The organism is Cupriavidus agavae (genome assembly GCF_004217045.1).
GTDB classification, from domain to species: Bacteria; Pseudomonadota; Gammaproteobacteria; order Burkholderiales; family Burkholderiaceae; genus Cupriavidus; species Cupriavidus agavae.
Genome location: NZ_SGXM01000006.1, coordinates 55,980 through 69,615 on the forward strand (window position 1 = coordinate 55,980; position 13,636 = coordinate 69,615).

10 protein-coding genes are annotated in these 13,636 nt (G+C 57.9%); 9 read left to right on the forward strand and 1 reads right to left on the reverse strand.

Going from position 1 to position 13,636, the window contains the following annotated elements:
• The first annotated feature begins 99 nt into the window (after positions 1-99).
• The 9 genes from EV147_RS19225 (at position 100) to EV147_RS19265 (ending at position 12,214) form a co-directional block, all read left to right on the forward strand.
• Positions 100-4,443, forward strand: a complete 4,344-nt coding sequence (locus tag EV147_RS19225) for an AAA domain-containing protein (RefSeq protein WP_130392842.1) — start codon at positions 100-102, stop codon at positions 4,441-4,443.
• An 86-nt stretch (positions 4,444-4,529) separates the two neighbouring features.
• Positions 4,530-4,595 carry a hypothetical protein gene (locus EV147_RS26430; RefSeq protein WP_407923264.1) on the forward strand — a complete coding sequence of 22 codons (66 nt, stop codon included), beginning with the start codon at positions 4,530-4,532 and terminating at the stop codon, positions 4,593-4,595.
• A 644-nt stretch (positions 4,596-5,239) separates the two neighbouring features.
• Entirely contained in the window at positions 5,240-6,433 is a 1,194-nt protein-coding gene (locus EV147_RS26155) for a DUF6161 domain-containing protein (protein WP_198680295.1), read from the forward strand.
• 7 nt (positions 6,434-6,440) lie between these two features.
• Positions 6,441-6,878, forward strand: a complete 438-nt coding sequence (locus EV147_RS26160; RefSeq protein ID WP_198680296.1) for a hypothetical protein — start codon at positions 6,441-6,443, stop codon at positions 6,876-6,878.
• A gap of 1,960 nt (positions 6,879-8,838) precedes the next feature.
• Entirely contained in the window at positions 8,839-9,102 is a 264-nt protein-coding gene (locus EV147_RS19245) for a hypothetical protein (RefSeq protein ID WP_130392844.1), read from the forward strand.
• Between the two features lie 79 nt (positions 9,103-9,181).
• Entirely contained in the window at positions 9,182-9,397 is a 216-nt protein-coding gene (locus EV147_RS19250; RefSeq protein ID WP_130392845.1) for a hypothetical protein, read from the forward strand.
• A gap of 747 nt (positions 9,398-10,144) precedes the next feature.
• The gene (locus EV147_RS19255; RefSeq protein ID WP_130392846.1) at positions 10,145-10,378 is read left to right on the forward strand and encodes a hypothetical protein; all 234 of its coding nucleotides are present in this window, start codon (positions 10,145-10,147) and stop codon (positions 10,376-10,378) included.
• A gap of 268 nt (positions 10,379-10,646) precedes the next feature.
• On the forward strand, positions 10,647-11,855 hold the full coding sequence (locus EV147_RS19260) for an ATP-binding protein (protein ID WP_130392847.1): 1,209 nt from the start codon (positions 10,647-10,649) through the stop codon (positions 11,853-11,855).
• A 131-nt stretch (positions 11,856-11,986) separates the two neighbouring features.
• Positions 11,987-12,214 (forward strand): hypothetical protein, encoded by a 228-nt coding sequence (locus EV147_RS19265; protein WP_130392848.1) that lies wholly within the window; start codon positions 11,987-11,989, stop codon positions 12,212-12,214.
• A 642-nt stretch (positions 12,215-12,856) separates the two neighbouring features.
• Here EV147_RS19265 and EV147_RS19270 read toward each other — a convergent pair.
• Positions 12,857-13,621, reverse strand: coding sequence for an OBAP family protein (locus EV147_RS19270; RefSeq protein WP_235844829.1), 765 nt, complete (start codon positions 13,619-13,621; stop codon positions 12,857-12,859).
• Positions 13,622-13,636: the final 15 nt, after the last annotated feature.

Here is a 13,636-nt window from a genome sequence, read left to right on the forward strand (position 1 = left end):
CTCGGTAGCGGACCTAGTTGTGCCTTTTATCGCTGATCAGCCTTCCACGGCGAGCTAAGCCTCCGTGTTAGCGGGTCAAAAAATGCACCATCGAACAAAATGGACGACCACAAGCTGAGCGAAATTGCAATTCGTGTGTCTCGCTATTTTCGGGACTTCCTTCAAAGTGACTTTAAGCGCGCACAGACGCCTCGCAGGCGAATTGTCCTGACGTCCGACACGGGCTTTCGGGCCGGGATGCGTACCGCTCCATATCCTGCGCTCGACCTCGAGTTGTGGGCGTTGCTGAGCAAGCCAACGGGGGAAGAGCTGACGTTGCCGATGACGCCAAGGCGTTATACGCGCCCGGTCAGCGCCTCGCTTCGCAAGGTCATTCAAGAGCAGATCCACGCCATTCCCGAAACGGCTCTTGTCTCGGTCCGCAATGCCGTCATCGAATTTGCGCGGAGTACCTACACTTCCGCCGTCGAGAATCCCGAGCAGTGGATCGATTCAGTCCAGGAAGAGTTAGCAAAGGAGGTCGGGGCGCAGGTGATCAGGCCGTTGGTGGCGCACCTTGATGGCCCCCTGCGTCAGCAAGCCTACTCGGTAATAGATTCGCTGCTCGCGGCAGAGTCCGACCTGACCGCCCGCGTCTGCGGTGACCTGAATCGGGTCTTGCCGGAGGTGTTGGCGAAGCTTCTGGCGACAACTGACGACACGGCGCTCGTGGATGCCGCAATCAACTTCCTCAACATGGAAGGGATGCGTGCCGGCCTGCAGGCTTTCTTTGAGAACTTCGTCGCGGCTGATGCATATCTCGAGTTCAGGGATATTGAGACGTATGTCGCCACCGGCGACTCCATGCAACTCTATCTCTATCTCGGTGCGCTAAAGTACCGCAATGCTCAGTACCCGCTCTTCTTCGTCCCCGTCCATGTCACGCGCAGCGAGGACGGCTCTGGCTACTCCCTGAAGATCGTCAATCATCTGTACGCGAACCGCTCGGCAATCGACTTCGTCCTCCAAGAACTGGGGGCTGGTCTGAAGCGGGAGTGGGTCAGCCCAATCACTGAACGCATTACCTACATCACACCTCAGCAGAGCATCTTTGAGATCGTGCGGACGCTCTTTCGCAAGGTGGCGAATGCAACGGATCTCGGCGGCCAGATTGACTTTTCCTCGGCCGCGTCAGAAGTGGCGACGGCGAGCGTGTCTCTGTCGAGCGCTCTCTACCTCGCGGCCTATGAGCGGTCAGATGAAGCGCTCATCAACGACTACGAGGAGATGATCGATCAGTTCAACCGCGGCGGCTCGAACGTTGCGGATCTGTTCAAGGGACTAGTCGAAGGTGTCCTGATGGGCAACGCGGGGTCGATTCGCGCCGAGGTTGAAGACGAATGGGAGAAGTTGCCGCTGGTGGAGCGGATGGTGTTCGACTCCCCCATCCCGCTTAACGAGGAGCAGCGTAAGGTGCTGCTCGCGGTCAGGAATCCAAAAGGCAAGATTGTCGTCGTCGAGGGGCCGCCGGGCACCGGGAAGTCACACGCGATTACAGCGATTGCGGCAGACTGCGCCTTCAACAACAAGTCATGCCTGGTCCTGTCCGACAAGACCGAGGCGCTAGATGTCGTCGTATCGAAGCTTTCCGACGCGATGTCCCGGGTGCGTCACGATCGCGACTTTCCAAATCCCATCCTCCGCCTGGGTCAGCAGAACGCCAACTTCCGTAAGCTGACGTCTAACGCTACCGTCACGCAAATCGGCGCCTACGCGAAAGCGACGCGGGCCAATCGCGAGGCGCTGGATGCCGAGCGTGAGATGCGCACCACGGAACTCAAACAATCGATTGACAAAACTGTCGAGGTCCTTGGCCAGGTGCGAATTGCCGCCCTCCAGCAAATGCATCAGCACGAGTTCGAGTTGGCGGACCGTGCGCCGAACATTCTCGGGGAAATTCGCAAGGTTTCCGATTCAAGCTTGCTGCCAGAGTTGGCGGCGATCGTCGAACAGAGTGAGGTGCTTCAAAAGTACGTGGCGCAGCTCATCGCTGACGGCGCTGACGACGCGACGGCCCTGCGAGAGCGGGTGCGCCTGGACGCATGCATGAGCACGACCGCGCCGCGCGCGGAGTCAACGAGCTGGAACCTCTTTGACAAGCTTACGCCCGAACAGGTGAGAGCGATTCAGGATCTTCTCGTTAAATACCAGCATCTACGGATGCCAATGTTCGGCTATCTCTTCAGGGGAGCAAGGGTAAGGGAGTTGGAGGCAAGGCTCAATCAGCTTCCAACTAGCCGACCGCTCTTTCTTAAGCAAGACGCCTTCGCACTTTATGACCTTGTGGTGGGTGCCAATCTGCTACAACGGGCTCTCGAGGCAGAGAAACTCGACGCCCACTTCGCGCTCGCGTATCAACGTCTGGCGCGTGGGGAGGAACCATCCCAGGCCGCAGCTATCGCGCTAAAGGCTTTCGGCGCACTGCAGAAGGCGAATCCCGCAATCTTCGACGCACTGATGGCGCTACCGAAGGCGGACGCCAGACTGTGGGTGTTAGCCATCGTGTTTCTGCGCGAATGGCTTGAGAACCACGCCGCCTTCGCGAAAGCCCCGGCGTTCGACTATGTAGGAACCAAGGATTCTCTTGAGCGCCTCAATACGTCGATTATGAACTCCCACGTGGATGCGCGCTTGATCAAGTTCATGGACGAGCATCGTGCCGATGCTCGTGCGTTGGCGGGCGTAATTGCAAGCGGGCAGAAGTTTCCGGAAGAGAAGTTCGCTAGCGTTCGGAACTCATTCCCGGTGATCGTCGCGAGCATCCGTGAGTTTGGCGAATTCATGCCGCTGGCGCCGGACCTGTTTGATGTGGTGGTGATCGATGAGGCGTCGCAGGTGAGCGTGGCACAAGCTCTGCCGGCGCTGCTACGCGCGAAGAAGATTGTCGTCTTGGGTGACAGCAAGCAGTTCTCGAACGTCAAGTCGTCGAACGCCAGCATCGCGACGAATGACAAGTATCGCGCGGACTTGGTCAACCACTTCCGTTCTGAGATCAGCGATAAGGCGGATGCACTTGAGCGCCTTTCGATGTTCGACGTTAAACGTTCGATTCTCGAGTTCTGCAATCTCGGCGCGTCTTATTCTGTCATGCTCCGCAAGCATTTCCGCTCCTACAAGGAACTGATCGGCTATTCGTCGAGCACGTTCTATGGACACCAGCTACAAGCGATCAAGATCCGCGGTGTGCCCGTCGATGAGGTCATCCAGTTCGACGAGGTGGACACCGAGGACTACCGGTGCACAAGGGGCGTCAATGAGGCCGAGGGGAATTTCATTCTTGAGCAGCTTCTCGAGCTGATCGAGGAAGAGGACCCGCCGACGGTGGGCGTCATTACACCATTCAGGGAGCAACAGACCTACCTGTCGAAGCTGCTTTTCGGCCATGCCAGAGGCCGCGAGTTCGAGGACAAGCTTCGCTTGAAAGTGATGACCTTCGACTCGTGTCAGGGCGAGGAGCGCAACATCATCATGTATTCGATGGTGGCGACGCCTGGCAATGATGCACTCAATTTCATCTTCCCGGTGGCCTTGGAGAACGCACAGGAGTCGGTCGAAGACAAGCTCAAGGTGCAGCGTCTGAACGTCGGATTCAGCCGGGCCCAGGAGATGGTGTGGTTTGTCCACTCAATGCCCCTTTCCGAGTACAAAGGAGCGATAGGGCAGGCGCTGAACTATTACGCCGACGCCCTTGAACGGGGCGCGGCATCGGCTGACCAAACGGATGCGTCTAGTCCAATGGAGGCGAAGGTTCTCGATTGGATCCAACAGACCCCCTTCGTGCAGGAACATCAGGGAGAGATCGAGATCATTCCCCAGTTCCCGGTAGGCGACTATCTCCGCCAGCTCGATCCGACGTATGAGCACCCAGCCTGGCGCGTGGACTTCCTGGTGATCTACCGCACCGAGAAGGGCCCTATGCATATCGTCATCGAGTATGACGGGTTCGAGTTCCACTTCCAGAAGGGGCGGCAGATTCACGTCGGAAACCACCAGCGCTACCTCAATAGTGCAGATGTTGAGCGGCAATTGACCTTGGAGAGTTACGGTTATCGCTTCCTCCGGATCAACCGGTTCAATCTGGGTGTCGACCCGATCCTCACGCTATCCGGTCGACTGGTGGACTTGGTCGAAATGGCCTTGGGAGAGACGATCTCCGAAAGCGTCGCGGACTTGCAAAAACAGGCGGCTGGACTGGCCAGCAAGGAAATGAAGGCCTGCTCTCGTTGCGAGGAGATATTTTCGTTGTCAAAATTCTATGATCCTGCCCTGAAGTCAGGGCAGGGTGGTTACGGGCGGGTGTGCATGCCTTGCAAAGACACCGATGCCAACCCTCGCAACAACAGGGCGGGCGGAAAACGTAGATGGAGTAAGACGAAGACTAGGAGTTATCGGCGATGGGCCTGACACACGCAGAGACTCGGGATGCGTGAAAGTTCACATATCTCAAATCCCGCTAGAGCCTTTTCCGATACCATGGCGGCCATCCATACCTGAGTCATGTGCTGAGCCGCATCGCCGACCACCCGATAAACGGGATCGATGAACTGCTGCCCTAGGCCGTCGCTGGCGAGCTCGCGACTCTCGGCGCGCCCACGGTATAACTCCCTCTCGTTTCACATTAGGCTTTGCCTACCGTCGTCAAGGACGTTAATGGCCGGATGCTTAGATATCTGGGCAGTTTGAGTAATTCTGAAGCCTGACCACTGAAGCGACGCCGAAGTCCTTTGTCTTCGCGAACTCGGGAGGGCCATGGTCTTCCGGAGTCGCAGTTCTACTTAGGAGACGGAAGTAAGTCCAAAACTCACGATACGTGTCTGACGAAATGATCGTACCAAACCTCGGTCTTGTACGTCAGCGAGTAGCGGCGCCCCGAGTATTTCGGACGGGGCCATGGACCAAGCGAAACCGAGCGTGCCCAGCCGTTCCGAGTGCACTCGCGCTTCTACCGGCGCATATCGCTTTCGTTCCAGTCGGGCCGGGTCATAGGGGGAATCAGCTCATGCAGTCGAGAAAGTACGAGTCGCGCCGCGCGCGATAGCGGATGATGCTGCGTGAGGCCCAGGCTGACGTCCGCGGGACAGACGGGCAATCTATCCCTCTGTAGTAGGGGCGCCGACCGCTCGGTCAGACCGTAAAGTGAACCGTTTTCTCTAAGCCGCACATGGTAGATATGCGGACACTCAACACAGAATACGGACATATGGCCGAAGACGATATCCCGAAGGCACCGCCTCTTGCGCTATTCTCACTAGACCTCGGAGCCAATGGTGGGGTGCTAGCTCCGACGAGCGCCAATGAGCTATTCCAGTGGGTTGACCATGAGATTCAGGCGTGGTCCTGGCTGAGTTCGGTCGGCGGTGGCAACTATCGAGGGGCAATCGACAGCAATATAGGCCCACTGCGGAATGCGCATGGCCATGCCCAGCAGGCAATGCAGTATGAAGCGAATACCCCTGGGGCCGCCGCACAGTTCTATGGGCAAATCCAGGCATCCATTCAGGACACGTTCATCGCTCGAGCGTTTCCTCATTCGAGCTCGCCCCTGTTTCACGCGGTGGAAGAGATTCGCAGTCGAGACCCGATGGAGGCTGTGGCTTACCTGTATACCCGCATGCACGGCGCAAACAACTACCAGTTTGATGCGCGAGATATCTCCTCTTGGCGCGGATTCCTAGCTGGTGTGTTAGAGCAGATTCCGACTGATGGCATTCCGGCCCGTGCCTATCAAGCCGCCTTGGAGAGCATGTCCGACACACGGGTCAGCGCGGAGCGCTTGCTCGCCGAAAAGACTGAAGCCTACAGTGCGCTCCATCGCAACTATGAAAGTGTGTCCGCAGATGTCTCCACTATCGGTGCAAACCAAGAAGCTCTCTTCGAGGGATTCATGGAGACGAATCAGAAGGCCCAGGACGACGCACTTGCAGCTCATCAGGGCCGAATGAAAACGCTAGAAGATACCTTTCGGGAGAAGATGGCGCTGCGAGCGCCGGTTGAGTACTGGGAGGGGCGCCAGGAAAAGCATGAGAAGGGTACAAAAGTCATGGGCGGCCTCTCGTTTGGTGCTATGGCTTTGCTGGCGATTGCGATAGGTCTGGTAGCTTCATGGGTGTTGCACAACCTCACACCTGATGGTAAGCCAGAGGTTTGGCGCGTGAGCGTTTTGGTCCTGATTGGTGTCCTAGGCGTATGGGCGACCATCGTCGACTTGGCGGGAGTCCGAATTGCTCTATATTTCCCCGCCGAGCGCTTGGAAGTAGATAAAATCATCCGCGAGAGATTCACAGTGGCGGAGGTGAAACCGTTCGAGGGGTCAGAGAAGCCTCCCTTCAAGAAGCCCATTTTCCGGGTACTGGGCGACCAATCGTTTGCAGTTACGAGAGACTTCTCTAACTGACGCGAGTATGAGGTTTGCTGAGGCAAAAGTTGAAGTTCAGGTTGCATCGGTCCTCATGCACGCGTGGTCAGAAGTTGAACATGACCTTGTGTACAAGCCGCTGCAAGGGGCGCTTTCTAAAGACGCGCTCGCTCAGAAGTGCCTGGCCAAGCCGGAGAGGCTGCATTGCGCGACGCGTTCCGCCGCGGATGGGAGCGAATCAGAAATGTCGCCGCTCGGACTCGCCAAGTCTCCCCCGGCAGTCGAATCGTCCTTCAGTCGAGCGATTTCCAATCGAGATATTTTGCCGACCGAGACAGTTACCGGCGCACAACATCCCACTGTTGAGGGGAGCCGCCTGAGCCGACATGAGGCAGAGTGGCATATTCATTTCACCTCAATCGAATATGCCAAGGCGCCGCCGTCGTCCATCATTGCAGCAACTTCAGTATCGATTCGCCCTTGAGGCTGTACGCTGGTGGCTATTTGCTGTCATAGCTTTCTTGGCGGCCACCGCAGTCAACGAGATTCCTTGCATGGCTGGTAGTAGGCTAGCCAAGGTTCAGTGCGAACCCGCTTTCCCGCTCTTTTACGCCGTATGGCCGGTCTTGAGTATCGTTGGCATTGTGGCAGGGGTGTGGCGGTACTACCGGGACTATCACTGCGGGGACATGTATCGTGATTTCTATGATTGACGTGTCCCGCCTTCTCTATCTTAGAAATGAATGAGCAGTGGATTCGCATAAAGCGAGCGCTTTCGACCCTGGAGTGCCTCGACCAGTTGCGTTTGCGCCCCGGTGCATCGGCCGAAAGGATTGCCGAACTCGAGCAGCATCTGGTGTCAGTTTCCCCGGAGGCCTTCGAGCGTTTCTGGGCGTACATGATGGTCAAGACGGAAATGTTGGACTCGTCGGTGGAGCATTACTCCTGTCGGTCGACGATATACGCAGCGAATGGGAAGTCTGGCGTCCAATTGCTGAAGCTGAAATGAACGCGGACTGTGCAGATTTCATGCCATCGCGCCCAGAAGGGTATGTAAAGCCGCTGTACACGAATCGGCTGTGGATACCTCTGACTACAGATGGCAGCGGAAACATGTAGGGCGGGCTGGACTATGACTCTGACACGATGGTAACCGGCGGCCAGGTAATCACGTTCGGGCGGGATGAGGATACGAAGCGAGTAATCGCCAATAGCTTTGAGAGCTTTGTTTCGCTGCTGGCCACTACGGTTGCTTCGGCCATCCTCGGTTGTAGATACCGTTGTGGAAACCGCCAACTCTGTTGTGGACGTGGCGTCCGACGTGGCGAGTGGGGCGGTCGATATGGTCGCGGATGGTGTAGGCGCCGTCGCTGACGTCGTTTCCGACAATCCCGGAACCACTGCGCAGCCGAGCTGGGCGCGGTAGCTACGGGCGGCGCGGCGCTAGCCTTCGCTCCCGCTATCGGGGCTGCAGCTAGCGCCGCAGGCCTCGGAGTCGCAGGCGGAACGCTCTCCGGTGCAGCTGCTAGTTCGGCTGGTCTCGCGGCACTGGGTGGTCGCAGCCTCGCCGCGGGCGGCATGGGGATGGCCGGCGGTACTGCAGTCGTGCGCTGTCGCTGGTGCGGGCGTATACGGCGGCGCAGCCATCGCAGCGAATAGGCTTTCTGACCAGGCTTAACATCAAGGGCGCGAACCGCTACTAGTCCTCCTCGATGACGGGCACGTCGAATACTCGATGCGCTTGCGGAAGTATGTCGCTGTTGGTTCGGCAATTTCTCTCAAGCGAACGTAACTGGTATCTCCAGACTGATGGATGGGGACGCTCAGAGCAGGTCGCGGCGGCAATTCTTCAGTGCCTGTAGCATCCATCGCGCCGGCCGAACACAGCTCGCGTGCCTTCAATGTGAGCGCCTGTTGCTGCACGCGCCCCACATGCTCGCAAGTATGGAGAAGCTCAACTGGGGCATGTTTGATAATATTGTTGGCATCAAGCAGGCCAGAGCTTAACCGAGCCGAAGCACTCGACGGTTCGCCTCCACGACGCAAAGGTTGACTTCATCCTGTGGCTGCTATGATTGCTGGGTAACCTCGGAGTCGGTCACTCGGAGGTCAAGAATCCTTTCCTCAGCCCAATGAAGCGTTTTGATATCCGTCACCCTAGTCCCCGAACGGGTCGACTGGTTTCTCCCCCGGCAAGTAAACGTCGGATTTGCGCTTGTTGTGGTCGTAAAGTGGCCGAGGGTTGGGTTCTACCAAACGGTGATTCGCTTTGTGGTAGTTGCGAAGACCTGGTCGCCCGGGCAGAACTCTATCGGGCCGAGACGACAGGAGCGACATTCGCAGGGTACTGCTTGTATATGGAGCGACTAAACGGCTCCGCGGTCGATGCTGTCCCCCGGAAGTACTTGGTGAAGTATTTTGAGGTCAGTTCGTAAGGGTCTCGCATGGAAATGACGCTCGAGCAGGTGAAACAGATCTACCGAGAAGCGATGGATCCCTTGGCGAAGGATGCCGAGGGTTCGGACTGGTGGGCGTCCGTCTTTGCTAACGTGACGGGCGTGGTGAGAGCCAAGAGTCTGATTGACGCGGCAGAAGTCATACAATGGTGGCATTCGGATTGGGAATGGAATCAGGTGGCGGACAGTCCGTTGGAAGCCGCCCAGCGAATCCGTGATGCCGCGCATGCCGTTGGATCCCCGACGGCGTAGCATTGGCGACGCAGGATGTCTTGCCACATGCGGCTCTAGGCGTAGTTGGCAATCCAGAAAAGTTTCGAGAGATACTACGGTGAAATCCGACAAGCCCTTGGCCGAAGGCCGATATCGCGCAAAATGCAAAGAGGCGAATGGCTTGCAGGCCCTGCTTGCGGGTCATTCGCAAGTCTTTCCTGAAGCTGAAGTTGTGGTCAAAGACGGATGGGCCAACTTTTATCGCGACGGGAAAAAGGTCTGGTCCTGTAACCCTCACTACGCAGCGCTGCAGTTCCTAATCGAATCGAAGTGAATCATGCGGACCGCATGACGGCGATTATTGTGTCGGCGCCATCTGTCGGCACACATATTGAAGGCGTATCCCGAGTGGCGCACCGACGTGTTTCGTTCTTTTTTAGAACGGAGCAGAGGTTCTGGTCTACTGGCGGTGCCAGTGCGACGACGATGTTCTGCCACTTCCTGTCGTCTGAAACGCGATTCTCCGGCTGATTGCCGTGAATCTCAAAACGTTGACCCTCGCATCGAAACGAGGGCTCAAGGTCGTTCATGACTCAGCCTGAGGATTATCTACGTCGGCCAATGCTGTGGCCGGCATCGGCCCGCGGCCGGCGACCCCCCTGACTAGCCCGCGGAACCCGAACTCAAGCAGTGTGCTCCCGCCTGTTAGCGTCCAAGGCCCCCTGGTGTAACGAATCGCACTAGCTATACCTCTAGTGACCTCGGCCTCTGAAGCTCGCGCCGGCGAACTACCTCCTGAACATCTCTGCTCGCGCCCCCTCGTAATACGCCCTGTTTGACTGAGGGCTTGCGCGGCAGGCGAGATGTGCGCAAGGGATGCGCACACGCCATAGCGCTTGGACGGGGATTTCGAGCCACGGTCCAGTGCGAACTAGCCCAATGGCCGGACTTCGTAGGCCCGTCGCACTCCGAAGGTCTTTCACGCCGCGAAAGATCGTGCAGGACGTCAGACCGCCGCCGACAGTCGAAATTTTCCAGATCGCCTAGCGTTAAAGCAGGCATTCTCGGGAGGAGACGAAAAATGGTCAGAAGCGCGTTGCGGGACGCTGTGATGATCAGCCGCTATATTGACGAACTGCAGGCCAAAGTGGCCGCGCAGCGCCGGGTCATCGCGGAACTGGAATTAAGCGGGCAGGATTCCCATCATGCGTCGGCGATCTTGGTTACGCTCGAAGGCGCCCTGGCCGCCCTCGAGCAACGAAGACGGAATGCCGAAATATCGGCGCAATCCGGCGGGTCGCCTTTGCGGCGGTGAGCCTCGTGCTGATGCGGGCAGCAAAACTCGCGCTGCGTGAGGAAGTCATCCACTGCGAGCGTGGAGCCTGTGGCACGGATCGTTCGCTCGGCGGCTGCGTTGAGTCATAACGGGTGAGCCGGTAGGCCTAACATCCCCGCGGTAGTTAAGATGCCTATTAAGCCTCTTATCGGCAGGCATTGGTGCTTTGGCGCACAAACAGGGCAAGGATGTACAAAGGTTAGGAAGTTTATGTAAAATTCATAAACTCCCTAATTTCAATAGACACATGGATCCAGTCCTCAACCCCTACGCTCCAGGTGCTGGGAGCCCGCCGCCGGAACTAGCCGGTCGTGGTGACGTCCGAGAGTCGGTCCGTGTGTGTATCGAAAGGCTGCGTCGGGGTCGCCATGCCAAAAGCGTGCTGATGGTCGGCCTTCGGGGAGTCGGAAAGACGGTTCTTCTGGATAAGATGCGACAGGATGCCGAAGCCGCCGGCGCCCATACCATCCGTATCGAGGCCCCGGAGAACAAGTCGCTACCTGCCATGCTTGCTCCCCAGCTTCGTTTGGCACTACTTCGCCTGAGCAGAGTGGAGGCGGCAAGGGACTATGCGATCCGGGGGCTGCGTGCGCTTGCCGGATTCGCCCGCAAGCTAAAGGTCACCTATAACGACATTGAAGTGGGATTGGACTTCGATCCGGAGCCCGGCTTGGCCGACAACGGAGACCTGGAAGGCGATTTGACCGCGCTCCTGGAGCAGGCAGGGGATGCCGCGAAGCATGCCGATACGGTACTGGTGATTTTCATTGACGAACTGCAATACGTGCAGGAGGATCAAATGGCAGCGCTTATTTCAGCGCTCCATCGTTGCATTCAACGTCAATTGCCGGTTACCGTCGTCGGCGCTGGACTACCGCAGCTGCGCGGTCGGATGGGAGAAGCAAAATCCTACGCCGAGCGACTATTTGATTTTCCCGAAATAGGCCCCTTGGCAACGGCTGACGCTACCCTGGCACTCGTTAAACCGGCCGCCGACGAAGGCGTTGAACTTGAGGCAGAGGCCGTAGCAAGAATCCTGGCCGAGACGGGCGGCTATCCGTATTTTCTGCAGGAATGGGGCAAACATGCCTGGGATGTTGCGCTCCAAAGCCCGATCACCGGAGAAGACGTCGTAGGAGCATCGACCGAAGCAATCGCGGCACTCGACGAGAGCTTTTTCCGAGTTCGGTTCGATCGGCTGACGCCTGCGGAGAAGCGGTACTTGAGGGCCATGGCCGAACTTGGTGCGGGTCCACACCGCTCAGGAGATATTGCCCAACAACTCGGTCGCAATGTCCAATCTTTCGGTCCCACCCGCAGCAGCCTCATACTGAAGGGCATGATATGGAGTCCGACTCACGGAGACACCGCGTTCACCGTGCCTCTTTTTGACCAGTTCATGAAGCGGATCATGCCCGGAGACGAATGGGCGACCGGCACGGCAGTGGAGCAGTGAGGATTGACGTCGTCGTGTACACCCGATGGCCCTCTGCTGCGGGGTAACGAACGGCGTAGATGCGACGGAAGCCGGCCTTTTGCCTAAAGCTGCAGTGTTCTTTGTCCTTTTTTCTCGTCGAACGCGAACCTATGATCATGAAAATCCTCAAACCGGTCGGCCTGACCGTGGACGAACTGATCCTCTCTCTTCAGAAAGCCTCCAGCGAGGGATACGGGAATACACTCGCTCACGCCTTGATGGGGCACCACACCGGGCCGGTGCGATCTATCGACGTCGTGCCGGGGTGGGGCGGCCATGCGCAACCCGTGGTGCTGTTGATGGCCGACGACTATGTCGAGGAGTCGGAGCCCATCTAGCACCAGGCCACAGCCAGACAGTCAACGGTTCGTGGGTTTGCGGGACACCACAACAACTTCCATAGAAGTCAGGGCGCTCACACCTTGGGTCGGCTGTGTGTGAAGCGAACACCCATTCGGGCGATGCGCCGAACACTGTCCCATGCCATTCTCCTAGCGGCCGAGCACTCGGCCCCTTGTAGTCCATTGCGCCACGACTCACCCCCGCCGTGGCGATTTTTTTTGGGTGAGTAAGAAGTAAGGGTCTCGCACCAGGTCCACGCAACGTACGTGAAATCGGGAGCATTCTCCAAACATCGGTTGCTCGTTCTTCAACAAAAAAAGAGGCCCGCCACGAAGAGGCGGGCGGGCCGGAACCTCCGCGCAGTCGGCCACGACCGCCTACTGCACTGGAGCACGACAGATTCATGCGTTGCGAAAACTGTATGGCTTCCTCAAGCAGTATTCAAACCAGCGTCGAGGTTCTTCTGGCGAGACGTCCAAGGCGACTCTGATGGCCAAGCGCGCTGGCTTTCCTCGCGGCTGCCCGGCGTCTACGGGACATGGCATTTGCACTATGCGTCAACGCGCCTGTTTTACCGGGTGCGCTTGAGCAGGCCATTTCCTGATGAGCCGCCTGCAAGGTGGGGGTACCCCAGAACGTTATGGATGTTTGGATCCGCCCGCCTGCGGAGGTATCTGTACGACGCGTCCATGCTGCCAGGCGTCGGCGCCTGGGTCGACCAGCGGCGCCGGGATAGGTTCGCGCTCCTCGCGCTTTTGTCGAGAGTCGATTCCTAGTCTGTGATCGCGGGCCGTAACCATTCCGGGGGCGGCCTGACCATCGGCTACGAATCCCATCATCAGTTGTGGCATGCCCAAGGGCAGCGTTTTCTGTTGATCCGTATGCCAGGTGTGCCACGTCTTCCCATATGTGCCGATGATTTTCTTCATCAGTTCGTGTTCCGCCACATCGGGAATGCCGGGCGCCACGAGTTGGCCCGACTTGACTTCATGTACGTGGCTATGCCACAGCGCTTTCTCCGACGCTTCCAAACCGGCGAACAGCTTGGCGCTGATGATGTACTCCACGCCCATGAGCTTCCCATCGCGGGCGTTGCTGTCGTAAATGACGCATTGGGTGACATCCTCATTCAGGACGCTGCAGAAGTGATGGGCTTCCATCTGGTGATCCATCTGACCGTTGTAGAAGTGAAAGCCATCAAGGTAAGTATTCAAAGCTTCTATCGGCGGGGTAGTCTGTAGTGCCGACGCGCCGGCCTCCAGCACTCGTGTCTTAGCCGCGGTCGGGGACCCTGGCGCGGTAACAGGTGAAGCAGCTTGGCGATCGCCGCACGCAGACAGCAGGAGAGCCGAGCCGAGCATCGCGATGGCTCGCCCGCGGTGTGCAGTTAGCATAAATTTCATTCGTCTCTCCTGCCT

Coding starts and splice junctions, on each gene's coding strand:
- EV147_RS19225 (WP_130392842.1), top strand. CDS start 100: ATGGACGACCACAAGCTGAGCGAAATTGCAATTCGTGTGTCTCGCTAT.
- EV147_RS26155 (WP_198680295.1), top strand. CDS start 5,240: ATGGCCGAAGACGATATCCCGAAGGCACCGCCTCTTGCGCTATTCTCA.
- EV147_RS26160 (WP_198680296.1), top strand. CDS start 6,441: ATGAGGTTTGCTGAGGCAAAAGTTGAAGTTCAGGTTGCATCGGTCCTC.
- EV147_RS19245 (WP_130392844.1), top strand. CDS start 8,839: ATGGAAATGACGCTCGAGCAGGTGAAACAGATCTACCGAGAAGCGATG.
- EV147_RS19255 (WP_130392846.1), top strand. CDS start 10,145: ATGGTCAGAAGCGCGTTGCGGGACGCTGTGATGATCAGCCGCTATATT.
- EV147_RS19260 (WP_130392847.1), top strand. CDS start 10,647: ATGGATCCAGTCCTCAACCCCTACGCTCCAGGTGCTGGGAGCCCGCCG.
- EV147_RS19265 (WP_130392848.1), top strand. CDS start 11,987: ATGATCATGAAAATCCTCAAACCGGTCGGCCTGACCGTGGACGAACTG.
- EV147_RS19270 (WP_235844829.1), bottom strand. CDS start 13,621: ATGAAATTTATGCTAACTGCACACCGCGGGCGAGCCATCGCGATGCTC.